27 protein-coding genes are annotated in these 26,063 nt (G+C 69.2%); 14 read left to right on the top strand and 13 right to left on the bottom strand.

All coding sequences use genetic code 11. The annotated features are described in order from the left end of the window. Positions 1-28: 28 nt before the first annotated feature. A complete protein-coding gene (locus AB5J62_RS17235; protein WP_370949234.1) occupies positions 29-604 on the top strand; it encodes a TetR family transcriptional regulator C-terminal domain-containing protein in 576 nt (191 codons plus the stop codon). Between the two features lie 6 nt (positions 605-610). Here the strand turns inward: AB5J62_RS17235 and AB5J62_RS17230 are convergent, their stop codons facing one another. The 4 genes from AB5J62_RS17230 to AB5J62_RS17215 form a co-directional block, all read right to left on the bottom strand. Next, positions 611-1,711, bottom strand: coding sequence for an LLM class flavin-dependent oxidoreductase (locus AB5J62_RS17230; protein ID WP_370949233.1), 1,101 nt, complete (start codon positions 1,709-1,711; stop codon positions 611-613). Positions 1,712-1,970: 259 nt separating this feature from the next. Further along, positions 1,971-4,010 carry an acetate--CoA ligase family protein gene (locus AB5J62_RS17225; protein ID WP_370949232.1) on the bottom strand — a complete coding sequence of 680 codons (2,040 nt, stop codon included), beginning with the start codon at positions 4,008-4,010 and terminating at the stop codon, positions 1,971-1,973. Next, the gene (locus AB5J62_RS17220) at positions 4,010-5,170 is read right to left on the bottom strand and encodes an acyl-CoA dehydrogenase family protein (protein ID WP_370949231.1); all 1,161 of its coding nucleotides are present in this window, start codon (positions 5,168-5,170) and stop codon (positions 4,010-4,012) included. Before AB5J62_RS17220 ends, AB5J62_RS17225 begins: the two co-directional genes overlap by 1 nt. Continuing rightward, positions 5,155-5,643 (bottom strand): thioesterase family protein, encoded by a 489-nt coding sequence (locus AB5J62_RS17215; RefSeq protein ID WP_370949230.1) that lies wholly within the window; start codon positions 5,641-5,643, stop codon positions 5,155-5,157. The genes AB5J62_RS17220 and AB5J62_RS17215 overlap by 16 nt, the downstream gene beginning before the upstream one ends. A gap of 91 nt (positions 5,644-5,734) precedes the next feature. On the opposite strand from AB5J62_RS17215, the gene AB5J62_RS17210 reads away from it, so the two are divergent. Further along, the gene (locus AB5J62_RS17210) at positions 5,735-6,490 is read left to right on the top strand and encodes an IclR family transcriptional regulator (RefSeq protein ID WP_370949229.1); all 756 of its coding nucleotides are present in this window, start codon (positions 5,735-5,737) and stop codon (positions 6,488-6,490) included. Beyond that, on the top strand, positions 6,487-7,233 hold the full coding sequence (locus AB5J62_RS17205; RefSeq protein ID WP_370949228.1) for an esterase/lipase family protein: 747 nt from the start codon (positions 6,487-6,489) through the stop codon (positions 7,231-7,233). The genes AB5J62_RS17210 and AB5J62_RS17205 overlap by 4 nt, the downstream gene beginning before the upstream one ends. Here AB5J62_RS17205 and AB5J62_RS17200 read toward each other — a convergent pair. The 4 genes from AB5J62_RS17200 to AB5J62_RS17185 form a co-directional block, all read right to left on the bottom strand. After that, the gene (locus tag AB5J62_RS17200) at positions 7,223-8,050 is read right to left on the bottom strand and encodes an ABC transporter permease (RefSeq protein WP_370949227.1); all 828 of its coding nucleotides are present in this window, start codon (positions 8,048-8,050) and stop codon (positions 7,223-7,225) included. The genes AB5J62_RS17205 and AB5J62_RS17200 overlap by 11 nt on opposite strands. After that, on the bottom strand, positions 8,047-8,958 hold the full coding sequence (locus tag AB5J62_RS17195; protein WP_370949226.1) for an ABC transporter ATP-binding protein: 912 nt from the start codon (positions 8,956-8,958) through the stop codon (positions 8,047-8,049). Before AB5J62_RS17195 ends, AB5J62_RS17200 begins: the two co-directional genes overlap by 4 nt. Beyond that, complete coding sequence (locus tag AB5J62_RS17190; protein ID WP_370949225.1) at positions 8,955-10,055, bottom strand: hypothetical protein; 1,101 nt, start codon at positions 10,053-10,055, stop codon at positions 8,955-8,957. The genes AB5J62_RS17195 and AB5J62_RS17190 overlap by 4 nt, the downstream gene beginning before the upstream one ends. A gap of 115 nt (positions 10,056-10,170) precedes the next feature. Beyond that, complete coding sequence (locus tag AB5J62_RS17185) at positions 10,171-10,878, bottom strand: MBL fold metallo-hydrolase (RefSeq protein ID WP_370949224.1); 708 nt, start codon at positions 10,876-10,878, stop codon at positions 10,171-10,173. 145 nt (positions 10,879-11,023) lie between these two features. Here AB5J62_RS17185 and AB5J62_RS17180 point away from each other — a divergent pair, with 145 nt between their 5' ends. From AB5J62_RS17180 to AB5J62_RS17170, 3 genes are read left to right on the top strand one after another with little or no spacing between them, the layout of a single operon-like run. Further along, positions 11,024-13,042 (top strand): hypothetical protein, encoded by a 2,019-nt coding sequence (locus AB5J62_RS17180; protein ID WP_370949223.1) that lies wholly within the window; start codon positions 11,024-11,026, stop codon positions 13,040-13,042. Between the two features lie 8 nt (positions 13,043-13,050). Continuing rightward, entirely contained in the window at positions 13,051-13,176 is a 126-nt protein-coding gene (locus tag AB5J62_RS17175; RefSeq protein WP_370949222.1) for a hypothetical protein, read from the top strand. Positions 13,177-13,178: 2 nt separating this feature from the next. Then, positions 13,179-14,123, top strand: a complete 945-nt coding sequence (locus AB5J62_RS17170; RefSeq protein ID WP_370949221.1) for a hypothetical protein — start codon at positions 13,179-13,181, stop codon at positions 14,121-14,123. A gap of 8 nt (positions 14,124-14,131) precedes the next feature. Here the strand turns inward: AB5J62_RS17170 and AB5J62_RS17165 are convergent, their stop codons facing one another. Next, positions 14,132-14,848 (bottom strand): hypothetical protein, encoded by a 717-nt coding sequence (locus AB5J62_RS17165; RefSeq protein WP_370949220.1) that lies wholly within the window; start codon positions 14,846-14,848, stop codon positions 14,132-14,134. A 114-nt stretch (positions 14,849-14,962) separates the two neighbouring features. On the opposite strand from AB5J62_RS17165, the gene AB5J62_RS17160 reads away from it, so the two are divergent. Genes AB5J62_RS17160 through AB5J62_RS17150 form a run of 3 tightly spaced genes read left to right on the top strand, consistent with a single transcriptional unit; the run spans position 14,963 to position 18,448 of the window. Further along, entirely contained in the window at positions 14,963-15,832 is an 870-nt protein-coding gene (locus tag AB5J62_RS17160) for an arpA protein (RefSeq protein WP_370949219.1), read from the top strand. Between the two features lie 12 nt (positions 15,833-15,844). Further along, positions 15,845-16,648 carry a class I SAM-dependent methyltransferase gene (locus tag AB5J62_RS17155; RefSeq protein WP_370949218.1) on the top strand — a complete coding sequence of 268 codons (804 nt, stop codon included), beginning with the start codon at positions 15,845-15,847 and terminating at the stop codon, positions 16,646-16,648. Positions 16,649-16,657: 9 nt separating this feature from the next. Then, positions 16,658-18,448, top strand: a complete 1,791-nt coding sequence (locus AB5J62_RS17150; RefSeq protein WP_370949217.1) for a choline/carnitine O-acyltransferase — start codon at positions 16,658-16,660, stop codon at positions 18,446-18,448. Positions 18,449-18,719: 271 nt separating this feature from the next. Here the strand turns inward: AB5J62_RS17150 and AB5J62_RS17145 are convergent, their stop codons facing one another. After that, positions 18,720-19,232 (bottom strand): DUF664 domain-containing protein, encoded by a 513-nt coding sequence (locus AB5J62_RS17145; protein ID WP_370949216.1) that lies wholly within the window; start codon positions 19,230-19,232, stop codon positions 18,720-18,722. 45 nt (positions 19,233-19,277) lie between these two features. On the opposite strand from AB5J62_RS17145, the gene AB5J62_RS17140 reads away from it, so the two are divergent. Continuing rightward, entirely contained in the window at positions 19,278-19,685 is a 408-nt protein-coding gene (locus AB5J62_RS17140) for a CrcB family protein (protein ID WP_370949215.1), read from the top strand. Further along, positions 19,682-20,056, top strand: a complete 375-nt coding sequence (gene crcB / locus AB5J62_RS17135) for a fluoride efflux transporter CrcB (protein WP_370949214.1) — start codon at positions 19,682-19,684, stop codon at positions 20,054-20,056. Before AB5J62_RS17140 ends, crcB begins: the two co-directional genes overlap by 4 nt. A gap of 5 nt (positions 20,057-20,061) precedes the next feature. On the opposite strand, the gene AB5J62_RS17130 is transcribed toward crcB, so the two are convergent. Next, complete coding sequence (locus AB5J62_RS17130) at positions 20,062-20,553, bottom strand: hypothetical protein (protein WP_370949213.1); 492 nt, start codon at positions 20,551-20,553, stop codon at positions 20,062-20,064. A 79-nt stretch (positions 20,554-20,632) separates the two neighbouring features. Here AB5J62_RS17130 and AB5J62_RS17125 point away from each other — a divergent pair, with 79 nt between their 5' ends. Then, positions 20,633-21,475: a hypothetical protein gene (locus tag AB5J62_RS17125; RefSeq protein ID WP_370949212.1), complete on the top strand. Its 843-nt coding sequence runs from the start codon at positions 20,633-20,635 to the stop codon at positions 21,473-21,475. On the opposite strand, the gene AB5J62_RS17120 is transcribed toward AB5J62_RS17125, so the two are convergent. Continuing rightward, complete coding sequence (locus tag AB5J62_RS17120) at positions 21,462-22,787, bottom strand: lysine N(6)-hydroxylase/L-ornithine N(5)-oxygenase family protein (protein ID WP_370949211.1); 1,326 nt, start codon at positions 22,785-22,787, stop codon at positions 21,462-21,464. The genes AB5J62_RS17125 and AB5J62_RS17120 overlap by 14 nt on opposite strands. Before the next feature lie 170 nt (positions 22,788-22,957). On the opposite strand from AB5J62_RS17120, the gene AB5J62_RS17115 reads away from it, so the two are divergent. After that, complete coding sequence (locus AB5J62_RS17115) at positions 22,958-23,899, top strand: methionyl-tRNA formyltransferase (protein WP_370949210.1); 942 nt, start codon at positions 22,958-22,960, stop codon at positions 23,897-23,899. A 22-nt stretch (positions 23,900-23,921) separates the two neighbouring features. Beyond that, positions 23,922-24,932 (top strand): iron-siderophore ABC transporter substrate-binding protein, encoded by a 1,011-nt coding sequence (locus tag AB5J62_RS17110; RefSeq protein ID WP_370949209.1) that lies wholly within the window; start codon positions 23,922-23,924, stop codon positions 24,930-24,932. 509 nt (positions 24,933-25,441) lie between these two features. Here the strand turns inward: AB5J62_RS17110 and AB5J62_RS17105 are convergent. Continuing rightward, positions 25,442-26,047 carry a hypothetical protein gene (locus AB5J62_RS17105; protein ID WP_370949208.1) on the bottom strand — a complete coding sequence of 202 codons (606 nt, stop codon included), beginning with the start codon at positions 26,045-26,047 and terminating at the stop codon, positions 25,442-25,444. Between the last annotated feature and the right edge of the window lie 16 nt (positions 26,048-26,063).

Raw genomic sequence — 26,063 nt, 5'->3', positions numbered from 1 at the left:
GACGACCACTCATCTTGGAGGGACCCCGATGGCCAGGGCCAGCCTGCGCGAGCAGATAGTCGACGCGGCGTACGAGCAGTTCCACCAGCACGGCTACAACGGTTGCGGCGTCAAGCTGATCACTGACAGCGCCGGCGTGCCCAAGGGGTCCTTCTACAACCACTTCGAGAGCAAGGAAGCGCTGGCGCTCGTGGTGATGGAGCGCTACGGCGACACGCGGCGCGTCCCGGACCTGACGAACCGGGACGCCGCCGCACCGCTCGCGCGGCTGCGTGCGCACTTCGAATTCCTGGCTCGCGACATCGAGAAGTTCGACTACCGGCGCGGGTGCGTTTTCGGGAACTTCGCGAACGAGGCCGCCGACCACAGCCCGGTGATCAGGGAAGGTCTCGTGGCGGCCTTCGACAGCTGGTCGGCCGCGGTGGTGTCGGCGATCCGGGACGCCCAGGCGGACGGTTCGATCACGTCCACGCAAGATCCCGAGATACTGGGCCGCTTCCTGGTCAACGCCTGGGAAGGAGCGATCGTCGGGGAACGGGCGGCGAAGGACGGTTCTTCGTTCGCCGCGTTCTTCACTGTCGCTTTCGACGTGCTGCTGCGCTAAAGCCTATCAAGCCTTGAGAAGCCCTCGGCGGATCAGCTCAGGCCGGACGCCTTCGCCGAACCAGTAAGCCTCCTCAAGGTGCGGGTACCCGGAGAGCACGAACTCGTCCACGCCGTGCGCGTGGTACTCCTCGATCACGTCGGCGACCTCGGCATGACTCCCGACCAACGCGGTGCCCGCACCACCTCGCACCAGGCCGATGCCCGCCCACAGGCCAGGGTGGATCTCCAACCCGCGCACGCCACGGGAAAGGTCGCCGCCGTGCAGCGCGACCATCCGCTGCTGCCCGACCGACTCGCTGGCCGCGAGTCCGCGCTGCGCCTGTTCGACCTGCTCGGGATCCAAGGCGTCGAGCATTTTCCGCGCCTCGGACCAGGCTTCGGCGGAGGTGTCACGGGTGATCGTGTGCAGGCGGACGCCGAACCGGAGCGGGCGGTCACCCGCCAACGCGCGGACGCGGGCGATCTTCTCCGCGACCTGAGCGGGTGGCTCACCCCAGGTGAGGTAGACGTCCGCGTGGCGCGCGGCGACCGGGAGCGCCGCGGCGGAGGAGCCGCCGAAGTAGATCTCGGGCTCGGGGTCGGGTGCGGCCAGCGTGGTCGCGCCTTCGACGCGGAGGTGATCGCCGTGGAAGTCGAAGGGCTTGCCGGACCAGACGCCGCGCAGGATCGAGAGGAACTCGTCGGTGCGGGCGTAGCGAAGATCGTGGTCGTGCCAGTCGCCGAAGCGGCGCTGTTCGAGGTCGTCGCCGCCGGTGACGATGTTGAGCAGCAGCCTGCCGCCGGAAATGCGCTGGTAGGTGCCCGCCATCTGGGCGGCGAGCGTCGGCGAGATGGTGCCGGGGCGGAACGCGACCAGGAACTTGAGCGTCGAGGTCTGGCCGAGCAGTGCGGCCGTGGTCAGCCAGGCGTCCTCACACCAGGTGCCGGTCGGAGTGAGCACGCCGGTGAAGCCGAGCCGCTCGGCCGCCTGCGCCACCTGGGTGAGGTAGCCGATGTCGGGGTCGCGCTGGGCGGCCGGGCCGTGTGACTTCTTGGCGTGGAAGTGCTCGACGATCGTCCGACCGTCACCCGAGGTGGGCAGGAACCAATGCAGGGTGATGGCCATGCCCCCACAGTCGAGCCGCGGCCTCAGAGTGTCAACGCGGTCCCGGCATCTGGGCTCGGGTAGTGGTCTGACCGTCGCGAAACCCGAGTTTGGGCCAGTGGATGGCCCAAACTCGGGTTTCGCGTGCCCACGCGTCGATGTGACAACGCAAAGCCAAGCCTTAACCACCCGGCATTGGGTTAGAACCAGCCGTACCACTCACGACCCCGGTCCGCAGGTGGTCAGCTGCGGCGAACGGAGGAATTTGGCCGCACGACGCTCACGAGTCCTTAATGCGGATCAGGGCGTCGACGGCCAGTACGCCGTGCTCGAAGACCAGCAGCGGGTTGACGTCCAGCTCGACCAGATTGTCCTTTGTGGACATCGCGTAGGCCGCGATGGCCTCGATCGCGTCGACGACGGTGGCGAGGTCGGCAGGCGGCTTCGAGCGGAAGCCGGTGAGCAGGCGATGGACGCGGAGTTTCCGCAATGTCGCCGAAATGTCGTCGCGGCGTGCGGGCAGCAGGAGCGTGATCGAGTCGCCGACGAGCTCGACGAGCGTGCCGCCGCTGCCGATCGTCAAGGCCAGGCCGAACCTCGGATCGGCGCGGACACCGACGATGAGCTCGGCCAGCACGTCGGTCGCCATCTGCTCGACGAGCAGCCGGGACGACAGGCGCCGCAGGTACTTGGCGCCGATGCGGACCGACTCGGCGTCACGCAGGTCGAGTTTGACCGCGCCTGCCTCGGTCTTGTGCGCGAGCGTCTCCGAAACGGCCTTGAGCACTACGGGGAAGCCGAGTTCGCGGGCCGCGTCCGGGGCTTCGTCCGCGTCGACGACCAGGCCGTGCGGGATCGGCACGCCCGCCGCGGCCAGTGCGCGTTTGCTCTCCCACTCGTCGAGCTGGCGGACCGGGCCGGTCGGCTCGATGCCCGCGAGCGGCGGTTCCTGCTCGCGGGCCCTGCCGATTTCGGCTGCCGCGCGGATCGCGTCGAGGCATTCGGCCAGTCCCTGCATCGGGGCGATGCGGGCTTCGAGCAGTCTCGCGCCGACCTCCTCGGGAATGCCCTCGGGGAGCATGCTCACCACGGACGCGCGGGCGCCGGTGGCCGCTCGGGCGGCGATGAAGGAGTCCACTGTGGAGTGCCAGTCTTCGCCGTGACAGCGGTCGAGCCTCGGGTAGTCGAGCACCAGCAGGTGCTGATCGAAGCCCGCCGAGAGCAGGCCCGTGAAGCAATCGCGTTGCTTTTCGGCGTCGCCCCAGATGTAGGTCTGGTAGTCGAGCGGATTGGCGACGCCGACCTTCTCCCCCAGGGCGGCTACCAGCTTTTCCTTCGCAGAAAAGGGAATGTCCGGCATTTCGAGGCCTCGGGCAGACGCCAGGTCGGCCACCAGCGCGGCCTCGCCGCCCGAGCAGCTGGCCGACGCGACCGTCCCGCCCGGCAGCGGGCCGTGGACGTGCAGGAACTTCAACGTCTCCGCTAGGCCGACGAGGTCGTCGACCCGCGCGATGCCGCAGCGTTCGAACAGGGCCGTGCACAGGTCGTCCGATGTGGACAGTGCGCTGGTGTGACTCAGGTTGGTCTTCGCCCCGAGCTCCGACGAGCCGGACTTCAACGCCACGATCGGCACACCGCGGCGCAGCGCGCGCGTGGCCGCGAGCGCGAGCGACGGCACGTCGTCGATGGCTTCGAGGTAGAGGCCGATCGCGGTGACCCGCTCGTCGTCGACCATCGCGTCGATCAGCTCGGGGATGTGGGTGCACGCGCCGTTCCCGATGGTCACCACGTGCGCGATCGGCAGCGAGCGCCGGTGCATGGTGAGGCCGTGCGCGACGTTGCCGCTCTGGCTCAGCAGCGCGACGCCGCGCTCGACGCGGTGCCCGCCGTGCTGGTCCGGCCAGAGCGCGACGCCGTCGACGTAGTTCAGCAGCCCGAAGCAGTTGGGCCCGATCACCGCGAGGTCACCGGCGGCTTCGATCAGTTCCTTCTGCAGTGCGAGACCTTGCGCGCCGGCTTCGGCGAATCCGGACGCGTGGCAGACGACGCCACCGGCGTCCACTTGGGACAGTGTGGCCACGAAATCCACAGTGGACCGGGCGCGGATGGAAACGAACGTCGCGTCGGGCGCCTCGGGAAGCGCCCAGACGTCGGGGAAACACGGGACGCCGGCGATCTCGTCACGCTCGGGATGCACCGGCCAGATCTCGCCGGCGAACCCGATCTGCTTCGACTGCCTGATCACCTCGACGGCGGCCGCTCCCCCGGCGACCGCGATGTGCCGTGGCGCGAGCAGCCGGTGGAGGTTGCGGCGGCCCATCAAGCACCTCTCGGGCGCAGCAGCGCGCGCGAGATGATGTGCCGCTGGATCTCGCTGGTGCCGTCCCAGATCCGCTCCAGCCTGGCGTCGCGCCAGTACCGCTCGATCCTGGTCTCGGCCATCAGCCCGAGCCCGCCGAACACCTGCACCGCCTGGTCGGTGATCCGGCCGAGCGCCTCCGATGCGAACAGCTTGGCCATCGCGACGTCGGAGTCGGTCATCACGGCATGGTCGCACTTCCAGGCGGCACGCAGCGTCAGCAGCTCCGCCGCCTCCAGCTCGGTCGCGAGGTCCGCGAGCGGGAAGCCGACGCCCTGGAAGCGGCCGATCGGCTGGCCGAACTGCTCGCGCCGCGCCGCCCAGTCCAGCGCGAGTTCCAGCACGCGCCGCCCCCGGCCGACGCAGGTCGCGGCCACGCTGAGCCGGGTGGAGCCGAGCCAGGTGTTCATCAGCTCGAAGCCCTGGCCTTCGTCGCCGAGCCGTTTCCACGCGGGCACGCGGACGTTCTCGAAGAACAGCTCGCAGGTGTGGTAGCCGCGGTTGGACACGCACGCCGGGCCGCGCCGCACGGTCACGCCCGGCGAGTCGAGGTCGACCAGGAACCCGGTGATCAGCGCCTTCTCACCGTGCGATGTCCGCTCGGAACCGGTGGCGGCGAACAGGATCACGTAGTCGGCGACGTCGGCGTGCGAGATGAAGTGCTTGCCGCCGGTGATGACGTAGTCGTCGCCGTCGCGGACCGCGCGGGTGGTCATCGAGCGGACGTCGGAGCCGGAGCCCGGCTCGGTCATCGCGAGGCAGTCGATCCGCTCGCCGCGCACGGTCGGCAGCAGGTAGTCGTCGCGCTGCCTTCCCTCGCAGGCCAGCAGGATGTTGCTCGGCCGCGCGACCAGCGAGTGCAGCGCGTAGCCCGCGCGCCCGAGCTCGCGCTCGACCAGCGCGACGCCGACCGCGTCGAGCCCGCCACCGCCGATCTCGGCGGGCATGTTCGGCGCGTAGAGCCCGGCGGCGAGCGCTTTCTCCGTGATCTGCTTCTGGAGATCGGCCGGGACCTCGTCCAGTCGCTCGACCTCGTCTTCGTGGGGGTACAGCTCTTTCTCCACGAAATCCCGGACAGTGCCGACGATCAGGCGCTGTTCCTCGGTCAGGTCGAACCGCATCGGCTTTCCTTACTCATCGTGATGGCGCGGCCGGTCCCGTCCGGCACGCCGAGCGGGGCGTGCGCGGCGTGGATCGCGGCCAGTTTCCCTTGCAGTTCTTCGGACATCGGCGTCGCGCGGGCGGCGACCGTGTCCACGTGGAGCAGCATCTGCTCGACCGTGGCGACCACGTCCCCGCGCCGCGACACGGTGTGGAAGACGTGGATGCGCTTCTCGTCGAACCCGAGAAGCTCCAGTGTCAGGCGGAGTTCGTCACCTTCGACGGCTTCGCCGAGGTGCCGCAGGTGCGTCTCTGCCGTGTAGATCGAGCGCCCGGTCTCCCGGTACGCCGGATCGACGCCGAGACAGGCGTAGAACGCGTCCGCGCTCTCGCCCGCCGCCACCAGGTAGCAGGCCTCGGTCATGTGGCCGTTGTAGTCGACCCATTCCTTCGGGACACGGATCTCGTACAACGACAGCGGCGCAACCACCACACCAGCCCCCGCGTCTCATAATGTGCAACACTGCACATAATAATGAAACGGTAACGTTCGCCGGATCGACGCGTCAAGTAAGGATTCCGCCATGGACGCCGACGCTCGTGTGCAGTCCCTCGACCGGGCTATTGCCCTGCTCAACGCGGTGGCGGACACTCCGCCCGGCGGCGAGTCGGCCGCCGCGCTCGGCGCCAGGTGCGGGCTCAACCGGGCGACCGCGTGGCGGCTGCTGGCCACCCTCGAACACCACGGCGTGCTCGAACGCGACCCCGAGACCGGCAACTTCGCGATCGGGTTCACCGTCGAGCGCTGGGCGTCGGAAGCCGGGGTCGAGGGACTCGTCCGCCGCGCGCACCCGATCATCGAGCGGATCGCCGCCACGACCGGCGAGACCGCGAATTTGGCGCTGCCACGGCGGTTCGGACTGACCTATGTGGACGAAGCCGTCCCGCATTCGGTGCTCAGCGCGCGCTGGCTCGGCTGGCAGGCGCCGCTGCACGCCACGTCGACCGGCAAGGCGTACCTCGCCTGGCTGCCGGAGGACGAAGCGAGCACGCTGCTTTCCGCCGAGCTGAAGCGCTACACGGCCAAGACGATCGTCGACCGGCGCGAGCTGCGCACCGTGCTCGCCCGCGTCCGCGAGCGCGGGTACTCGGTCAGCGTCGGCGAGATGGAGGACGACCTGTTCGGCGCCTCCGCCCCGGTGCTCGGCACGCGCGGCCGCCCGCTCGGCGTGGTGAGTGTCTGGGGTGCGATGAGCCGTGTCACCGAGGCGGAACTGCCCGAATTCGGTGAGCTCGTCTCGGAGGCCGCGGGGCAGATCGCTGCCATCATGAACGGGTGAGCCCACGCAGGCGGTTGTTCTTCGGCATCCTCACCGTGGTTCTCGCGCTGCTCGCCGCCTGGGTGACCGTGAGCGCACTGCGGCCCGGCGCGCCGCAGACCGGGCGGCCGTCGCAGGACCGCCTCGGCCCGGTGCTGCTCGTACCCGGCTACGGCGGCGGACGGGACGCGCTCGAGGCGCTGGCCGACCGGATCCGGGAGGAGACCGGCCGCGACACCCGCGTGCTCACCTTGGACGGTGACGGCACCGGCGACCTGCTCGCCCAGGTCAAGGTGCTCAGCGAGGCGGCGGCGGACGCGCCGTCGGTCGACGTCATCGGCTACTCGGCAGGCGGGGTCGTGGCCAGGCTGTGGACCAGCCGCGACGGCGCGCATCAGGCGCGGCGGATCATCACGCTCGGCGCGCCGCTGCACGGCACGCGGGTCGCCGCGATCGGCGGCGCGATCGTGCCGGGCGGCTGCCCGCTGGCCTGCCAGCAGCTCGCGCCGGGCAGTCCGGTGCTGGCCAGGATGGACGCCGAGAAGCTGCCTGCCGGGCTGCCCTGGCTTTCGGTGTGGAGCCGTGACGACCGGACCGTCACGCCACCGGAGTCCGCGGAGCTGGACGGCGCGCTCAACCTCGCCGTGCAGGACGTCTGCCCCGGCGTCGTCGTGCAGCACGCGGAGCTGCCGACGCATCCCGTGGTGGTCAGGATGGTGCTGGCCGCGCTCGGCACCGAGCCGCTGAGCGTGCCTAGCTGCTGATGTCCTTGGTCGCGAAATTCGCCCACGCCGCGCCGAAGAACACCACCAGGTAGCCCGCTTGCAGCCAGAGCCCGCTGGTGATGTCGCGCCAGAACAGCGGGTCGCGGAAGAAGTCGATCCACGCCAGCCAGTAGTGCGTCGGCAGGTAGGGCTTGACGACCGCGGCCGCGTCGAGCGTCTCCAGCACCGAGCTGGTGATCAGCACCGCGAGCGCGCCGAGCGCCGCGCCGAGGCCCGAGTCGGTGACCGTCGAGAAGAACAACGCGATGGCGCCGAAGCCGAGCATCGAGGCGACGACGTAGCCGATGGCGCCGAGCAGCCGCGTCGCGAGATCTCCCGTCGACAGCGCCGATCCGGACAGCGAGGTCACCGCGCCCGGCTGGCCGACCGCCTCCGCGCCGGTGCCGAACAACGCGGTGCCCAGCAGGTAAGAGGTGAGCACGACGAGTACCACGGCGATCAGCGTGAACACCGCGAGCGCGCACATTTTGGCCGCCAGCAAGCGGGTTCTGCCCACCGGTCGTGCCAATAGGTACCGCAGGGTGCCACCTGCCGCCTCACCCGCGACGGCGTCGCCGGCGAGCACCGCGACCGAGATCGGCAGGAAAACGGGCAGCACCAAGGCGAGCGCGGCGGCCGGATACAACGCCCCGTTGCTCATCACCGCCGACAGGAACGCGCCGCCCTGGCCGGGCGGCGGCGCGAAGTCCGCGGTGGCGAGGAAGACCGCGACCAGCGCGGGCAGCGCGCACAGCAGCACGACGCTGACCCACACCCGCGGGCGCAGCGCGAGCTTGCGCAGTTCGACGGCGATCACGGTTTGCTCCCGTCGAACCGGTCGGCGCCGGAGCTGGTCGCGTCGAGCACGACCTGTTCCAGCGAACGGAATTCCGGCTCGATCGCGGCGACGCGCACCCCGGACTCGACCAGCCAGGTGTTGAGCCGCGCCGGATCGGGATGCCGGATGAGCAGGCGGTCACCCTCGCGATGCTCCAGCTGGCCGTCGAGCAGCAGGACGGCCGCGGACGCGTCCGGGGTCTGCACGGTGACCCGGCCGGTCGGCGACCGCATCGCGCCGAGTTCGTCCTGCAGCACCAGCTTGCCCCGGTCGACCACGCCGACGTGGGTGCACAGCTGCTCGACCTCGAACAGCAGATGGCTGGACAGGAACACGGTCGTGCCATCGCGGTTGAGCCCGATCAGCAGCTCCCGGATCTCTTTGATGCCTTGGGGATCGAGCCCGTTCGTCGGCTCGTCGAGTATCAGCAGGCGCGGCTTGCGCAGCAGCGCGGCCGCCAGCCCGAGCCGCTGGCGCATGCCCAGGGAGTACGCCTTCACCGGGCGCCGGTCGATCCCGGCGAGGCCGACCTGCTCGAGCGCCTCCTCGACCCGCGCGCGCCGCGTGCGACGGCCACCGCGGCCCGACGCGTCGAGCAGTTCGAGATTGCGCGGCCCGGACAGGTGCTGGTACGCGGCCGGGCCTTCGACGAGCGCGCCGACCTCGGGCAGCGCGTCGGACAGATGCCTCGGCACCGAGCGGCCGAGTATCTCGATCTCGCCGCTGGTCGCGTAGACCAGGCCGAGCAGCATACGGACGAGCGTGGTCTTGCCGGAGCCGTTCGGCCCGAGGAAGCCGTAGCGCTCGCCCTCGGCGACCGAGAGGTTCACGGAGTCGACGGCGGTGAGCCCGCCGAAGCGCTTGGTCAGCGCGTGAGTCACGATCATCGGGGCAGCCCGCACAGCTCGGTGCCCGCCAGCTGCAGCAGGCCGGGCGTGACCGTGCCGGCCAGCAGGAACCAGCGCCGGTTCTTCGTCGAGCGCACGATGAGCAGCGACGCGGGCGAGATCTGCAACGCCTGCCCGTTCCCGGTGTTCAGCTGGACCGGCGAAGAGCCCGCCCTGGCCGCCGCGTCCGCGATGGCGGCGCCCAGGTCACGCGGCACCGCGACCACCACGAATGCCGCGAGCCCCGCGCCGTAGACGCCGGCGCCCTGCGAGTCCTCGGCGCCGGTGCGCAGCTCACGCCCGGCGATCTTGCCCGGCAGCTGCACCCGCGCCAGCGCGCCGAGGTCGTACGCGATGTCCGGCGCGTTCGTGACGCTGTAGCCGCTGCCCGGCAGTCTCGCCGGGAAGTCGAGCAGTGGCCGCGTCTGCTGGAGTTCGGCGAACGCGGTGGTCAGCACCGGGCTGTTCTGGCCGCGCGCGGTGACCTCGACGGCCAGCGGCAGGCCGGTGGCCTGGTCGGCCCACACGTCGATCTGACCGAGCGTGGTGGCCGGATCGGCGGGCACGAGCCGCAGTCCCGGCGCGGCGATCCCGGCGACGCGACGGCTCGGCAACGGCGTCACCGGGTTCTCGGGAACGGCACCGAGCAGACGGCGGGCCAGCTCGGGCGGCAGCAGGTCGCCGGCTCGCGGGGTGCGGATCGGCGGCTCGCCGACCAGCTGGGTGAGCAGGTTCGTCTCGTAGTCCCAGCTGTAGGCGTTCCCGATGGTGCGGTAGATGTCCTGCTCCCCCGCGGCGGTGAGCACGGAGACGCGGGACTCTTCCGGCGACGCATACCAAGCACGCAGCCTGGTCTTGCCGTTAAGAAGCGAGGTGAGGCTCCCGGAGTTAGGAAGCTCAGGCAGCGCCATGGAGCCGACGCTCTCGGCATAGCCCTGATAAGGCTGCTGGGCCGAGCGCAGGATCAGCGTGCGCAGCTGGTCTGGGTCCGCCTGCGCGCTCGACGGCGCCACGGCCTTGACAGCCGCGGGCACCGCTATGAGCGTCACGGCGACCGCCGCGACCAGCGCCCAGCGACGCCGCCTGTCCCTTCGCACGACTGACAAGAGCACAGCCTTTCTGAGGTCTGCACTCTTTCTACGCTGTGAAAGGCCGGCCGGACACCGGCCAGAACGGGGTGATCCGGGCGACCTTTCTCTGCTAGGACACGCCCTAGCCGAACATCCGCCGCCACTCGTCGAGGTTGCGGGCCTGGAACACGAAGTTCGTGTCGCGCACGTGCGAAAGGTTCGCCGACGGATCGGCCGAGTACTGGTGACCTGGGTAGACGACCGGGTCACCCGGCAGGTTGGCCAGCTCACGCAGGCTCGCGTAGATCGCCTCGGAGTCACCGCCGGGGAAGTCGGTGCGGCCACAGCCTTCGAGGAACAGCGTGTCACCGGAGACGAGCTTCCCGGCGACCAGGAAACACTGACTGCCCGACGTGTGACCGGGCGTGTGCAGCAGCCGAATCGGGATGTCGCCGACCTCGACCACGTCGTCGTGGTCGTGCCCGCGCAGATCCGAGTCGGACACCCCGGTGGTGCGGCGGACCCATTCGGCCTCGGCGTTGTTGACGTGCACCGGCACCGGCTGCAGCGCGAGCAGCTCGGAAAGCCCCGGCAGCGTGAACCCCATCATCGTGCCGCCGACGTGGTCGGGGTGGTGATGGGTGGCGAGCACCCCGGTGAGCCGCATGTCGTCCTCGGCGAGCACGTCGAGCAGGTCGCCGACGGCGTACGCGGGGTCGACGATCACCGCCTCCCTGGTCTCGGTGTCGCCGATGAGGTAGGCGAAGTTGACCATCTGCGTGGCCACCGGGTCACCTACCGCGAAGTCGCGGCCTGCGAGAAGCTGTCGGAAGTAGAGGCGATCGCTCATGGCCCACAGCGTAGGGGTCGTGAGTGTTCCGGACGGTTAGAACCGGCCGGAACACTCACGAGCCCTAGGCTGGGCAGGACTAGGCCGAGTGGACGAACGCGCCGACCGCTACGGTGTCCACTAAAGAGTGAACGAGAGTGAGCTGATGTCTTCGGCCCTGTTCATCGAGCCGTGCGGCGCGAACAGCATCATCAGGGTACCCGGTGATCGGGATGCCCGGGAGCATGCCCTGTTCACGGCCGTGCCGTCGGTGCCGGGTGAAGCCGTCGTGACCGCCACCGTCGGCGCGTTGATGAACCGGGATCTGCCTCAGGTCGTCGCTCAAGCCGCGAAGCGGGACCTCTCCGTCAAGCGCGTCTGGCTCGCTCTGTCCGGACTCGGACGGCCGATCAAGACCGGCAGCCCGTTCCCGCAGCGGCTCGCCGAGAGTCTCGGCGTCGAGGTGCTCGCGCCGGATGGTGCGTTGTCGCTGGCGCCGGGTGGGCTGTTGTTCGTCGATGGCGGGGTTTGGCGGTGTTTCCGTCCGTCGGACACCAGCCGTCCTTGGGGCAAGCGGTTCCCGCAGCCGGAGTGGGAAGCCCTGTTGCCGCAGGAGCCGGTCATGGTCGCGGGCCTGACGGTCGAGCCGATCCCGGCCGGGCTGCTCGTCCGGCCGGAGGGGGCGGCGGCGACGTCCCCGGTCGATCCGGCGTACGCGGTCGCCGTCGATCCGGCGCGGCCGCGGCTCGTGCTCGGGCGGCCCGGCGAGGCCGGCTACTCCCCCGCTCAGGCGGCCGCGCTGCTCACGCGCCTGCGCACGCCGTTCGAACTCGTGCCGCACACTCCGCGGGTCGCGACCACCGACTGGCTCGCCGAGCTGGCGGGCAGGCTCGGCCAGGATGTCCGGGCGGCCACCGGCATGCCGCTCTACGCGCTCGACGGTTCCGTCCACTTCATCGCGCACAACATCGAGGGCGGGCACCTGTTGCGGCATGCCGCGACGATCCGGGTCCATCAGCCGGACGGCCGCATCCGCGTGCTCGCGTACACGCCGCCGCCCGCGGGCTGGGTGGTCGCCAAGGACCGCGTCTTCCGGCTGCCGAGGGCGGCCGAGCTGACGCCGGGGGACCCGGTCGCCGAGGTCGTGCCCGCCGGGCTGGCGATCATCCCGTCGGCCATCGCGACCGGCAGGCACGCCGCGTCGTTGCTGGCCGCCGAGCCGCACCGGTTCATCGTGACGGTCGGGCTGCCCGGTGCCGGGCTGCCGGGCTGGACACCGGAGATCCTGTCGTCACTGCTGGCCGGACTTCCGCAAGACGCGTTGGCACGACTGCGCATCCTCGTCCTCGCCAGGGTCACCGAGTCCGATCGGGAAATGCTGACCGAGGCCGCGGGCGGCCACGCGCGCGCGTTGGAGTTCTCGCAGGTGCCTGCCGGTTCGCAGGCCGGAACGGCCGCGCCGGTGGCGGTCGAGCCGGTCACCATGCCGCACGCGCGGCACCGCAGCACGAAGGTCGAGCAGACCGAGTTCCAGCGGATGGCCTCCTTCGAACCCGATCCGGCCGTGCCCGCCGCCGAACGCGCCGACCTCGCGGCGGTCCGCTGCTATCTCGGCGGCGGCCCGCTCGGCGCGGTCGAGATCAACGCCAAGCTCGCCGCGGGCACGCCGGTGCCGACCGCCTACCTGGCCTGCCTGAACTCGGGACTGCGCCGCCTGCCGGTGCACCGCGGCGTCGTCTACCGCCCGATCCGCTTGTCCGGCAAGGAGAACCTGGCGTTCGGCGAGGGCGAGGTGCTGACCGAACCCGGGTTCCTGACGACCTCGGCCACCACCGGGATCACGGTGCCCGGCTCGGACGTCGACCTGCTCATCTGGTCACGCAACGGCCGCCGCACGGACGACCTGGGCGTCGCCGGGCTGCCGGAGGAGATCGTGTTCAGCGCCAGGACCCGGTTCAAGGTGCTGGCGCTCGACTTCGAGTCACCGCCCGCGGTGCTGCTGCGCGAGCTGCACCCGGACGAGATCCCGTACTCGCGGATATTGGACACCACGGACGTGGCAGTCCTTTCGAAGCTCAGACGCGCGCTGGATCGGCGAAGAGCCAGTACGCGCGTCGCCGTCACCGACGAGGACCAGCAGGCGAGACTCGCCGAGCCGCCACAGACCATGTCTCCGACTTCTTAAGGCTTCCGATGCTCGAAGACGAAACCCCGCCCCCACCGCCGGCTCCGTGGTCGATCCCGATCCAGCTCGCGGTGCCGCTGCCTGACGTCTTCACGGCGCAACGGGCGGGCACCGAGCCTGCCGACAACGGCTGAGCATGTTCGCAGCAGTGCTGGAAGGCTTCGGGTCGTCCGACGATCGGGTAGCCGCGGCCGTCGCGCTCCGGTCGCTGCCGCTCGATCCGCGCTCGTTGGCTGCGCTGCATCGCGGGATGCTCGGCCAAGACCCGCGAGTACGCCACGAGTGCGCCAAAAGCCTGCTGTGCCTGGCCGGACGGCCCGAGCGAGAGCCTGCCATCGACGACGACCCCGACGAGTTGCTCGGCGCGTTCGCCGTCCGGACCGCGGGGCTCCACGGCGACCGGGCGACCTTCGCCGTCGAACTCGGTCCCGCCGACTACGCCGCGCCGCATCACCGGACCGCGCGGATCTACCTGGCGGGAGCCAGGCTGTCCGGCCCGGATCGGTCACACGTTCCGACGCTGTGCAACATCGGCGTGTACACCACCTACCCCGATCGCGCGCCCGATTACCCGAACCTGCGCCGCACGCTGGAGGACTTCGGCTTCGGCGGGCTGCCGGAGTCGGTCACGCTCGACGTGACCGCGACCGCGGCCACGCTGGACGCCGTCGCCGAGGCACTCGAGTTCGACATGGACGTTTCCCGTTGGCGCGCCACGGAAATCCTCATCGGCGACCGGTCCCGGCTCGCGCTGGAGATCGGGCCGTCCGACGGGACGCAGCTGCGCACCTGCACCCTCTGGCTGGACGGCGTCATCGCGACCCCGTTCGACAACACGGCCTACGTGCCCCAGTTCGCCCACTCGCTGCGGCTGGACGCCGCCGCCTACCAGGCGGGGCGGATGCCCGACTTCGCGCGCTGGGGTCCGACCACTGACGGCCTGGACACGGAGTGGGCCCAGGACGGGACGCTGCGGTACCGGCTGCCCTCCCCGTTCGTCCGCGAAGGCGCGCTGCGGCTGAACGTCGACGAGATCGTCGCCGTGCTGGAGGCGGCCGCCGACGTGCTCACCGCGGGCTAGGGCGTGTCCTAGAAGAACCGGCTCGGGTTGCGCAGGAACGTCTGCCACAGCCGGACGGCCTCGAGGTCTTCCCACTTCTGTTCCTCGATGCCGTACTCGGTCAGCTCCAGGATCTGCGCGCCCGGCAGCGCGGCGACCAGCGGCGAGTGGGTCGAGTAGATGACCTGGGCCTGCTGGGTGCTCACCAGCTCGCGCAGGTGGTTCAGCAGCGCGAGCGTCGAGTGGAACGACAGCGGACCCTCGGCTTCGTCGAGCAGATAGAGCCCGGGTTCGTTGAACCGCCCGGTGATGGCCTGCAGATAGGACTCGCCGTGGCTGACTTCGTCGGCCTTGCGGTCTCCGTAGCCCGCGACGTTGAACTCCGTCATGTACGACAACATGCCGTGCGCGGTCTCGGCGCGGAGGAAGAATCCCGTCGCTTTCCGCCCGGTGAAACCGCTCTTGCCGCGGTGCAGCCTGAGCGATTCGCCCAGCGGGCCCTTGTCAAGCGCGCTCGAGTACTTCCGGCCGCCGTGACCACCGCGCACGTCCAGCCCGTAGGCCTCGGCGATGCCTTCCAGCAGCGTCGACTTGCCGATGCCGTTGGCGCCGACCAGCACGACCAGGTCGCTCGTGAAGTCCAAGCCGTTCTCGGCCACGTCGCGGATCGCCGGGATCGAGAGCGGCCACACCGATTCGTCCTGGTCCGCGAGCGGCGAGGTCACCTCGACCCGTTCAATGATCATGACCTAGAACCTAGGCACCGAGTTGTGAAGGCCACGTTGACCGACACCCGTTCAGCGGCAGAGTCCACCCCTACCGTTCAGTAACCTCACGGGAAAACCAGGACGGGGGTACCCATGAGCACATCCGAGGCTCTGGTTGCTGAACAGGTGATCGACACCGCCCGCTATCCCTTGTCGGAGCCCGCGAGCGCGGCTTGGCGTGACGCGGTCTCGGCGACCCGTCGTGAACTGCGGGAATCGGGATGCAGTGTGCTGCCCGACTTCGTGCGCCCGGCGCTGATCGACGCGTTGCGCGCCGAGTGCGCGCAGGTGGCGCCGCTCGCGCATTTCGACGTGGAGACCGTCAACGCCTACAACATCGCCGTCGACACGCCGCTGCCCGAAGGTCATCCTGGCCGGACGACCATGGAGCGCGGCAACGCCTTCGTCGCGCGTGACCGCATTCCCGCGCACTGTCTGATCCAGCAGCTGTACACGAGCGCGCTGTTCCAGCGGTTCGTCGCCGACTGTTTCGAACTCCCCCGGGTGTGTGAACTCGCCGATCCGCTGTCCGGGCTGGTGCTCAACGTGGTGTCACCGGGGCTGTCCCATCCCTGGCATTTCGACACGAACGAGTTCACCGTCAGCATGCTCACGCAGGAATCCGAGACGGGCGGTGTCTTCGAGTACTGCCCGAACATCCGCTCGGCGGCCGAGGAGAACTTCGACGACGTCCGCGCCGTGCTGGCGGGGCGCGGGGACCACCTGATCAGGCGGCTTTCCTTGCGACCCGGTGATCTTCAGCTGTTCAAAGGCCGGTATTCGCTGCACCGGGTGAGTACGGTGGGCGGCGAGACAGCACGCCATTCGGCGATCTTCGCCTACAGCGAGCGGCCGGGGGTCATCGGCAGCGTCGAACGGACCCGGCAGCTCTTCGGCCGGGTGCTGCCCGAGCACCTGGCCGCGGCGGGGAACGCCGTCCGGAGTGACCAGCTGCTGGATTGAGGGAGACCACCAGTGCGCGCCGAGAACGCCGCGAAGACCTCGTTCGACCACATCTACACGGAGCCCGATCCACGCGCCTTCTTCAGCGCGCTGCGTGAACTGGACTACTGCATCCCGCAGCTCGCGAAACCGCATTTCACGAAGTTCGTCGAGGAATACCGGGCGGCGCACCACGTCGACGAGCCGACCGTGCTCGACATCGGCTGTTCCTACGGCGTCAACGCCGCGCTGCTCAGATGCGACGCGTCGATGGACGAGCTGTACGAGCTCTACAGCGAGAGCCCGCTCGGCCGTGACGAGCTGATCGCCCGCGACCGCGATCTCCTCCGCCGCCGGTTCGGCTTGGCCAAGACCAGGTTCATCGGCTTCGACCGCTCGCGCCCCGCGCTCGCGTACGCGCTCGAGGCCGGGTTCATCGACGACGCGCTCGAAGCCGACCTGGAGCACAACGAACCCACTGAGCGGCAACGGGAACAGCTCGCCACCGCGGACATCGTCGTCTCGACCGGCTGCATCGGCTACGTCACCGAGGCGACCATCTCCCGGGTCGCCGCCGCGCACGGCAGCCGCAGGCCGTGGATGGCGCATTTCGTGCTGCGGATGTTCTCGTACGAGCCGATCGCGCACGCACTCGCCGAGCTGGGCTACGAGACCGTGCCCGTCGAAGGTGTGTTCAAACAGCGTCGGTTCAGCTCGGCGGAAGAACAGTCCCAGGTGATCGGCACGCTCACGGCAGCCGGAGTGGATCCACGCGGACTCGAAGACGACGGCTGGCTCTACGCTCAGCTCTACCTTTCCCGTCCACGCACCACATAGAGGATGCCCGTGAACAACAGCCAGGAATGGTCAAGCCGCACTTTCGGCAACGAAGAACTCCTCCCGCGCGTACCGCTACCGACGCTGGAAGCGACCTGCGCGCGGTTCCTCGAATGGTGCACCCCGCTGCTGAGCACCGAGGAGCTGGCGACGACCGAAGCCGCGGTGAAGGCCTACCTGGCGCCGGAAAGCCCCGCGCACGAGCTGCACGCCGCACTCGAGGCGTACAACGGGTCCGACGGCGTGCACAGCTGGCTCGACACGTTCTGGCCGTCGCGCTATCTCGGCCGCCGCGACCGGATCGCGCTCAACGCCAACTTCTTCTTCCTGTTCAAGGAATCCGAAGAGGGCCGGCTGCAGCGCGCCGCCGGGCTCGTGGCTTCGGCGGTCAACTACAAGCTCATGCTCGACGACGAGCTGCTGCCGCCGATCGTGCAGCGCGGCCAGGCGCATTCGATGGTGCAGCACAAGTTCCTGTTCTCCGCCACCCGCATCCCCGGCGAGGTCCAGGACACCGCGCGCACCCCTTACACCGACGAGTGGCCGGGACCGTCGGCCGAGCGGCACATCGTGGTCTTCTTCCGCGGCGCCATGATCCGGCTGGACGTCATCGGCCCCGACGGCGTGCCGCACTCGATCGAGGACCTCGTGGCCGGACTCGACGCGATCATGAAGTCGGCCACCACCCCGGAGACCTCGGCAGGACACTTCACCACCAAGGCCCGCGCCGACTGGGCGTCGACCAGGCAGCAACTGCTCGCGGAGGGCAACGCCGAGGCACTCGACGCCGTCGAGACCGCGTTGTTCTGCCTCTGTTTGGAGGACTTCGCGCCGAAGGACACGCAAGAGGCGTGTGATCACCTGTTCCACGGCGACAGCGCCAACCGCTGGTTCGACAAGGCGGTGTCCTTGATCGTCTTCGCGGACGGCACGGCGGGCATCAACGTCGAGCACTGCCGTCTCGACGGCACCACGATCCTCGGCTTCACCGACACCCTGCTCGGCTCGCCCGCCGCCGAGCAGTCGGCCCGCTCGGGCGCCCGTTCCCAGGGCACGCCCGCGTTCTCGCCGATCGAATTCAAGCTGACGCCCGCGCTGCGCGCCGACGCCGAAGCAGCGGCGGCCGCGTTCGCGAAGTACGCGGCCGACAACGCGACGTCGATCTTCTCGTTCCGGGATTTCGGCGCCACCAAAGCGAAAGAGCTCGGCATGTCGCCGGACGGGTTCGTGCAGATGGCGTACCAGCTCGCCCACAAGCGCACGAAAGGCTTGCAGGGCGCGACCTACGAGTCGATCGCCACCCGCCAGTACCAGAACGGCCGCACCGAGGCGATGCGCTCCGTCACCCCGGAAGCCATCCGTTTCGTGGCCACCATGGAGGATCCGGCCGCGGACGCTGCCGCCCGCCGCGCCGCTTTCCGTAAGGCAGCGACAAAACACGTCACCCGCGCGAAGGAATGCCAGCTGGGCGACGCGCCCGAACAGCACCTCTGGGAGCTGCAGCTCATCCAGAAACGGCGCGGCGAGGTCACGGAACCGTTGGCGCTGTACGACTCCCCTGGCTGGACGGTCATGCGCGACGACTACCTGAGCACCAGCTCGGCGCCGTCGTACAACATCCAGTACTTCGGCTTCGGCTCGACGAGCAGCAAATGCATCGGCGTGGCGTACGTGCTGCTGCAGGACCGGCTGAACATCTACCTCAGCACGCCACTTCCGGTGGCGGACAAGATGTCCTTGTTCGCCGAGAAGCTCGAAGAGGCCCTGCGCGAGCTGCGAGACCTGATCGCCTCGGAGTAAAAGCTCGTGTCGGGCAGTTAAGGCTTGGCCTGCGCTGTCAACGACGCGTGAGCACGCGAAACCCGACGCGGTGGTCATGATGGGCGCGGCTGAACCACACAAAGGCCACCCTTGTAAAGCTGAGCGTGACATGGGCCCCCTTCGTCACGTCCAAGACTCCACCACAACCACGCGAATAAGACATAACGGGCCACATTTCACGCCTGGCGTCCTTTGTGGACACAAGACCGGTGCAATTCACCATCGAACCGGCGAAAACACTCACGAGCCTTTATTCGCCGACTTCGCCGTCGGCCATCTCGCGCAGGAAGTCGAGATGGCCGACGTGCCTGGCCGTCTCCTGGACCAGGTGCGCCAGCAGCCAGCGCACGGTGAACTCGCCCTTGCGCTGTGAACGTTCCGAAGCCGCCATGCCGACGAGTGCGCCTTCCGACCGGGCCCACTCGGCTTGATAAGCGGCGACGACCGAAGCCGGGGTGTCTTCGTCGGTGATGTTCCAACTCGGGTCGGGACTGCCCGCCCACAACGACGGCAAGTCGCTGCCGCCGCCCTCGATCGAGAACCACCAGCGCTCAGCCGCGGTCAGGTGCTTGATAACGCCGAGCGCGCTCATGCCGGGCGAAGTCGCCAGCGGCGCTGCGATCGCCTGGGAACGCGAAAGCCCTGAGACCTTGTTAACCGCTGTCGCGCGTAAGAAGCGCAGAAACTCCCATTGCAGGCGCAGTTCGTCGTCGGCCAGCGTCTCGGGCCATGCGCGCTCCACGCTCGAACTCGTGTTCGACATGGCCGGACCCTACCAGCAGCGGCCCGCTGTCTACACTGGACGGCGATGACCAAGGTGCCCGCCTCGACGCTCGCGGTGATCGCCGCAGGCGGCGCGATCGGCGCGTGCGCGCGCTACGGCGCGACGCTGCTCTGGCCGACCGAGGCGACGGCGTTTCCCTGGACCACCCTCGCCATCAACGTCACCGGCAGCGCGCTGCTGGGCTTCGTGCTGGTGCTGATCATCGAACGCGCGACCGTGCATGCGCTGGTCCGGCCGTTCGTCGGGACCGGGATCATCGGCGGCTACACCACGTTCTCGACCTACGCGGTCGACGCGCAGCGCCTGATCGGCAACGGCCATGCCGTCACCGCCATGATCTACCTGATGACGACGATCTTGACCGCGCTCGCCGCCGTCTGGGCCGGGGCGGCGCTGGCCCGCGCCGCGCTCACCCGGAGGGATACCGCGTGAACTGGCTGCTCGTCATCGCCGGAGCCGTCCTCGGCGCGCCGCTGCGTTATCTGACCGACCGGGCGGTGCAGGCACGACACGGCGGGGCGTTTCCGTGGGGCACCTTCACGGTCAACATGATCGCGTGTTTCGTGCTCGGCGGGCTCGCAGGCGCCGCCGGCTCCAGTGCCGTCCCGCAGTGGGTCCAGTTGTTCCTGGGCACCGGGTTCTGCGCGACGCTGAGCACCTACTCGACGTTCTCGTACGAGACGCTGCGACTGGCCGAGACCGGCGCGAAGCTCCATGCCGTCGCCAACGTGATGATCAGTGTGGTCGCCGGGCTCGGCGGCGCGTTACTGGGCGGCGCGCTGGTCCAGCTGGTGGCCGGTTAGCGCGATCATCGCCGCGTACCGATCATGATCATGACGCGGACCTTGCCCTCGGGAATGTCGCACTCGAACGACCTGCCCACCGCGGTCTGGACCAGTATGTACAGCGGCCCGGCCACACTGTCGAAAATGCCGTTGGGCCGCGGATGGTATCCAGCCGAGGCAGCGGCACGGATCAGCTTCTCGCGGAAATCCCCCTCAGTGCCTTCGCGCACCGTGACCACGTCGAGCCGTGGATCGATGCCGATGACACCATCTCGCTGCCGATGCTCCGAGACGACCTCGCCTTCGCGGGCGCCGATCCGGTCGGCCAGCTCGGCTATCTGCCGCAACCGTCTCCGCACCGTGAATTCCCGGGAGTGCCCAGACAGCACGAGCGCGATCGTCAGCACGAGGGCGATCGGCACCGCCCACGCCAGCCACCACCAGTCGCCGGTCCACAGTGACAGCCCGGCACCGAGAACGCAGTAGAACAGCTTGAACCAGTGCCGCCCCATCATCGTCGGCTCCTCCCCAGAGACTCCTGGGGAATCGAGTCCGATCAAGGCGGCGTTACCCCGGCGGGCATAAGGTGATCGCATGTGGTGGGGACTGATCTGCGCGTTGCTGGCCGCCTGCGCGTACGGGATCGCGTCGGTGATGCAGGCCGTCGCCGCCCGCGCGACCGAGGGCGACGGCGACCGGGTCGATCCCCGGCTGCTGGTGCGGGTGCTCAAGCAGTGGAAGTTCCTGGCCGGGCTGGGGCTCGACGTGCTCGGGTTCGTCGCGCAGCTGGCGGCGTTGCAGACGCTGCCGTTGTTCGTGGTGCAGTCGGCGCTCGCGGCGAGCCTGGCGGTGACCGCGGTGGCGGCGATCAAGCTCGGGGTGCGGCTGGGGCGTCGCGAATGGACGGCGATCGCCGTGGTCTGCCTCGGGCTCGCGTTGCTCGGTGCGTCGGCCGAGAGCGAGGGCACGGCGAGCGTCGGGACCGCGTTCCATCTCGGGCTCGGCGGGACGGTCGTGGTGCTGGGCATCGCGGGGATGCTGCTGGGGCGGGCCAAGGAAAGCGTCCGGACGCCGGCGCTGGGGTTGATCGCCGGGTTGTGCTTCGGGATGGTGGCCATCGCGGGGCGGATCATTCCGAGCGTGGCGCCCTTCGATCTGCTCACCGATCCGGCCGTGTACGTGGTCGCGGTGGCAGGCGGGCTCGCGATGTTGTTCTACGCCAGCGCTTTGCAGCGCGGCGGGGTGACGACGGCGACCGCGATGATGGTCATCGGCGAGACGGTGCTGCCGAGCCTGATCGGGGTGATCGTGCTGGGCGACCGGACGCGGGCCGGGCTCGCGCCGCTCGCGATCGCGGGGTTCGTGCTCGCCGTCGCGGCGGCGCTGGCGCTGGCCCGGTTCGGCGAGCCAGCGCCAGAGCGGGTCAGCGCCCGCTGATCGCGTAGACGGGCTCGTCCGCCTGGACCGACCGGCGGTCCAGGATCGAGCCGAGGATCTCGCCGACGCGCACGGCCGTGTTCGACAGCAGCGAGGACGTGATGCCGTGCGTGTGCTCGGTGCCGCCCTGCAGGTAGATCCCGCCGCGCAGCGAAGCCGAGGCGCGCACGCGGTAGTCGCGCTCGACGACCAGGCGGCCCGCGTCGTCGCGCTTGCAGAACGATTCGAGCGAGCCGAACAACGGTGACGCGTCGGCGGGCTGGTAGCCCGTCGAGTAGATGACGTGGTCGGCGTCGAGCAAGGTCTGCGCGCGGTCCACCAAGGACTCGACGGTGACCTGGACGCCCGCCTCGTTCTCCGTGACCGCGACCGGGCGAGAGACGTTGAACAACCGCAGCCGCTCGACGCCGAGCACCTTCTCGCGGTAGACCCGCTTGTAGAGATCGTCGATCAGCTCGATGTCGACCGCGGAGTAGTTGGTGCTGCCGTGATAGCGCATCAGCCGCTCCTTGACCTCCTCCGGCGCCTCGTAGAAGTGCCCGACGGCCTCGGGGTCGAAGATGCGGTTCGCGAACGAGCTGTCGTCGGCCGGACTGTAGCCGTAGCGGGAGAAGACCCCGCAGATCTCGGCCTGCGGGAACCGGTCGTGCAGCAGCGCGGTGACCTCGGCGGCGCTCTGACCGGCGCCGACCACGACGAAGCGGGACGCGGACTTCAGCTCGTCGACGCGGTGCAGCAGCTCGTGGTTGTGCCAGACGCGGTCGGTGCGCGTGACGCCTTCGGGCAGGTTCGGGCGCAGACCGGTCCCCAGCACCAGGTTGCGCGCGCGGAACTCGCTCGCCTCGCCCGCGACGACCGCGCGGACGTCGAAGTACTCGATGACGCCGTCGACCACGACCGGGTGCACCTCGGTGACCTCGGACGAGTAGGACACCAGGTCGTCGACCTTGGCCGCGGCCCACTCGAAGTAGTCGTGGAACTCGACCCGCAGCGGGAAGAGGTTCTTGTGGTTGATGAAGTCGACCAGGCGGTCCTTCTCGTGCAGATAGGCGAGAAAGGAGAAGGAGCTGGTCGGGTTGCGCATGGTGACCAGGTCCTTCATGAACGACACCTGCATGGTCGCGGTGTCGATCAGCATCCCCCGGTGCCAGCCGAACCTGACCTGCTTCTCCAGGAAGTGCGCCGTGACCGGCCGCGCGGCGGTGGCGTTGTGCTCGGTCAGCGCGATCGCCAGCGCGAGGTTGGAGGGACCGAAGCCGACACCGACGACGTCGTACACAGGAACGTGGTCACCGGGCAGAGCTTGTGGCATTTGATTCCCCTCGCAGAGACGATTGACAGAGGAAACCCTAACCTAAGTTAGGCTAGCCTCAGCTAGTGCATTCGAGGGTGATGTTCGTCCCGCGAGGAAGCCTTGCATCGTTAGGTTAGGCTTGCTTCACTTGCGGGGTTTGCCGAGCCCAGACGTCAAGGAGGAGACCCATGCGGGTCGCGCTGTTCGGTTACCAGACCTGGGGCCACCGCACCCTGCAGGCACTCATCGAGTCGGAGCACGAGGTCGCGCTGGTCGTGACCCATCCGGCCAGCGACCACGCCTACGAGAAGATCTGGTCCGACTCCGTCGCCGACCTGGCCGCCGAACACGGCATCCCGGTACTGCTCCGCAACCGGCCCGACGATCTGCTGGACGAACTCCGCGCCGCCGACCTGGATCTCATCGTAGCGAACAATTGGCGAACTTGGCTGCCGCCGGAGATTTTCACACTCCCCCGCCTCGGCACGCTCAACGTGCACGACTCGCTGCTGCCGGCCTACGCGGGCTTTTCCCCGCTGATCTGGGCGCTGATCAACGGCGAGCCCGAGGTCGGCGTGACCGCCCACATGATGGACGACGAGCTCGACGCGGGCGACGTCGTGCTGCAGCGCTCGATCGCGGTCGGCCCGCGCGACACCACGACGGACCTGTTCCACAAGACGGTCGACCTGATCGGCCCGATCGTCGCCGAGTCGCTCGACCTGCTCGCGTCGGGTGAGGCGGTACTGACCAAACAGGACCGCAGCAAGGCGAGCTTCTTCCACAAGCGCTCGCTGGAGGACAGCCGGATCGACTGGACCTGGCCCGCCGAGGACATCGAACGGCTCGTCCGCGCGCAGTCCGACCCGTATCCGAACGCCTACGCGTTCCACAAAGGACAGCGGGTGCGGATCACCGCCGCGTCGGTGTCCGAAGGCCGCTACGGCGGCACGCCCGGCCGGATCTTCATCCGTGAGGGCAAGGGCATCGTCATCGTCGCCGGCGCCGACGCGCGCCGCGGTGACAAGCGCGGCCTGCTGATCGAGCGGGTCCGCACCGACGACGGCGTCGAGCACGACGCCACCGCCTTCTTCCCCGCCATGGGCGGGTACCTCAAGTCCCACCAGTAAGAAAACCCCCGAAAGGTCCCCTATGTCCCGCCGCCTTCTGGCCGGGCTCACCGCCGGTGCGCTCGCTCTTTCCCTCGTCGCGTGTGGCAACGTCGAAGACAAGCCGACCACGCCCGCCGCCGGGTCTTCGTCGGCCCAGCCGGGCGCCTTCCCGGTGACGATCACCCACAAGTTCGGCAGCACGACGGTCGCGAAGGCGCCCGAGCGTGTCGTCGTGGTCGGCACCTACACCGACGACCTGGACGCGGCGCTCGCGCTCGGGGTCACCCCGGTCGGATTCTTCTCCGACAGCCAGACCCAGCCCGACGGCGTCGCGACCTGGCTCAAGGGCAAGCTCGACCCGGCCAAGACCAAGATCGTGAACACCGGCGCCGGCCTCGACCCGGAGCAGGTCGGCAAGCTCAACCCCGACCTGATCCTGGCGTCGGCGGCCTTCGGTCTTGACAAGGTTTACGAGAACCTCAACAAGATCGCGCCGACCATCGGCTACGAAAAGGAGTGGGGCGGCCAGAGCTGGCAGCAGCACGTCCAGGTCGTCGGCAAGGCGCTGGGCAAGGCGGCTGACGCCGACAAGCTCATCGCCGACACCACCGCGCAGATCACGAAGGTCAAGACCGACAACGCGAAGGCGGCGGGCAAGACGTTCACCGTCTCCGTCGGCAACACGCCCGGCAAGATCTTCACACTCGCGTCGAAGGACGACTTCGCGGTGAAGTTCATCGAGGAGCTCGGCATGCAGCTGAGCCCGTCCGCGCTGACCGCGACCAAGGAGACCGCGGGCAGCCCGACCGGCTCGCTCAGCCCCGAGCAGTACGACAAGCTCGGCGCCGACCTGATCGTCATCGCCTACACCGGCGCGGACCTGCAGAAGGCCGTCGAGGACAACCAGCTCGTCAAGGACCTGCCCGCGATCAAGAAGGGCAACTACCTGGTCATCGACATGGAGGCGATCACGCAGCTGCGGGCGCCGACGCTGCTCGGCATCCCCAGCTCGCTCCAGAAGCTGAACGCCGCCATGCAGAAGATCGGCTAAAACGCTTCGGGGTCGTGAGTGGTATCGCCGGTTAGAACCGGCCGTATCACTCACGACGCTGGTCTCGGCGGCCCGCCCGCTCCAGGGGCGTGGTCTAGCGTTGCGTGAGGGCCTCCCTCACCCGATTCCTCGGGTGAGGGAGGCCCTCATCCGTATATCTGGGTGAAGGCTCCCCTCACCGGTCCGACCCAAGTGAAGGCTCCCCCTCACCAACCCGAGTCGGGTGAGGGAGGCCCCACCCGGTCGACCGTGTATGAAGGCTCCCCTCATACACGGGTGAGTGCCATTGCGTCGCCCAAAGCACGCACCCCGCCAAAAGGGCCTGGGGTCGTGAGCGTTGCGGCCGGTTCTAACCGCCCGGAACGCTCACGACCCGACCAAGAGGCAAGCGCGTTGACCATCGAGGGTGCGCCTGCGAAACACGGCTGCGCAGAAGGTCGGCTAGAGGACGCTTCTCGGGGTCGTGAGTGATACGGCCGGTTAGAACCGGCCGTATCACTCACGACCCCTTAGTCGAAGGGTTCGCTGATGTGGAAGTGGTCGTCGAGCGCGGCGACCAGGTCGGCGGCGAGGGCCGGGCCGTAAGGCTCGGCCCATTTTCGTACCAGGTCGAGGAAATCGAGCAGTTCGCGCTGGATCACGGCGAGGTGTGCCGGCAGGTCGGCGAGGCGGATCTCGACGGGCGGGGTGCCGTTCTCGCGGCCGTTCTCCGGCCAGAGGCGGGCGATACCCGGCACGAAGTCGAGTTCGGGCTCGGGGTCGTGGCCCAGCCAGGGTTCGGCGCCGCGGACCAGGTAGAACCAGTCGCGCCAGTCTTCGACGCCGCAGCAGCAACCGGGTTCGATGGTGACGCCGGTGGTGGTGTCGCGCACGCGCAGGCCGCCGGGCGCGACCACGCGCTCGGCGGCGGACAGGTCGCGCAGGAGCCTGAGCGCGTCCGGTGAGCCGGGTTCGCGCTGGTTGTAGTCGGCGATGACGGCCATCGCCTTGCCGACCTCGGGCTCCGTGAGACCGCCGGTCAGCACGATGAGGTCGTCGGATGGCCGGTCGGCGACGGACCACTGCGGAAACGGCGTGGAATGGTATGCCTCGACCACGGCCTGGAACTCGATCACGGGCTCAGTTTCACCC

The organism is Amycolatopsis sp. cg5 (assembly GCF_041346955.1).
Lineage (GTDB): Bacteria > Actinomycetota > Actinomycetes > Mycobacteriales > Pseudonocardiaceae > Amycolatopsis.
The sequence above is the reverse complement of the archived record's forward strand: the minus strand, read 5'-3'. Positions and strand labels throughout refer to the sequence as shown.

Excerpts from the sequence above, each read along its gene's own strand:
- AB5J62_RS17115 (WP_370949210.1), top strand. The coding sequence starts at position 22,958 with ATGCGGGTCGCGCTGTTCGGTTACCAGACCTGGGGCCACCGCACCCTG.
- AB5J62_RS17145 (WP_370949216.1), bottom strand. The coding sequence starts at position 19,232 with ATGTCGAACACGAGTTCGAGCGTGGAGCGCGCATGGCCCGAGACGCTG.
- AB5J62_RS17140 (WP_370949215.1), top strand. The coding sequence starts at position 19,278 with ATGACCAAGGTGCCCGCCTCGACGCTCGCGGTGATCGCCGCAGGCGGC.
- AB5J62_RS17170 (WP_370949221.1), top strand. The coding sequence starts at position 13,179 with ATGTTCGCAGCAGTGCTGGAAGGCTTCGGGTCGTCCGACGATCGGGTA.
- AB5J62_RS17225 (WP_370949232.1), bottom strand. The coding sequence starts at position 4,010 with ATGGGCCGCCGCAACCTCCACCGGCTGCTCGCGCCACGGCACATCGCG.
- AB5J62_RS17195 (WP_370949226.1), bottom strand. The coding sequence starts at position 8,958 with ATGATCGTGACTCACGCGCTGACCAAGCGCTTCGGCGGGCTCACCGCC.
- AB5J62_RS17235 (WP_370949234.1), top strand. The coding sequence starts at position 29 with ATGGCCAGGGCCAGCCTGCGCGAGCAGATAGTCGACGCGGCGTACGAG.
- AB5J62_RS17185 (WP_370949224.1), bottom strand. The coding sequence starts at position 10,878 with ATGAGCGATCGCCTCTACTTCCGACAGCTTCTCGCAGGCCGCGACTTC.
- AB5J62_RS17110 (WP_370949209.1), top strand. The coding sequence starts at position 23,922 with ATGTCCCGCCGCCTTCTGGCCGGGCTCACCGCCGGTGCGCTCGCTCTT.
- AB5J62_RS17210 (WP_370949229.1), top strand. The coding sequence starts at position 5,735 with ATGGACGCCGACGCTCGTGTGCAGTCCCTCGACCGGGCTATTGCCCTG.
- AB5J62_RS17220 (WP_370949231.1), bottom strand. The coding sequence starts at position 5,170 with ATGCGGTTCGACCTGACCGAGGAACAGCGCCTGATCGTCGGCACTGTC.
- AB5J62_RS17180 (WP_370949223.1), top strand. The coding sequence starts at position 11,024 with ATGTCTTCGGCCCTGTTCATCGAGCCGTGCGGCGCGAACAGCATCATC.
- AB5J62_RS17230 (WP_370949233.1), bottom strand. The coding sequence starts at position 1,711 with ATGGCCATCACCCTGCATTGGTTCCTGCCCACCTCGGGTGACGGTCGG.
- AB5J62_RS17175 (WP_370949222.1), top strand. The coding sequence starts at position 13,051 with ATGCTCGAAGACGAAACCCCGCCCCCACCGCCGGCTCCGTGGTCGATC.
- AB5J62_RS17160 (WP_370949219.1), top strand. The coding sequence starts at position 14,963 with ATGAGCACATCCGAGGCTCTGGTTGCTGAACAGGTGATCGACACCGCC.
- AB5J62_RS17165 (WP_370949220.1), bottom strand. The coding sequence starts at position 14,848 with ATGATCATTGAACGGGTCGAGGTGACCTCGCCGCTCGCGGACCAGGAC.
- AB5J62_RS17125 (WP_370949212.1), top strand. The coding sequence starts at position 20,633 with ATGTGGTGGGGACTGATCTGCGCGTTGCTGGCCGCCTGCGCGTACGGG.
- AB5J62_RS17130 (WP_370949213.1), bottom strand. The coding sequence starts at position 20,553 with ATGATGGGGCGGCACTGGTTCAAGCTGTTCTACTGCGTTCTCGGTGCC.
- AB5J62_RS17120 (WP_370949211.1), bottom strand. The coding sequence starts at position 22,787 with ATGCCACAAGCTCTGCCCGGTGACCACGTTCCTGTGTACGACGTCGTC.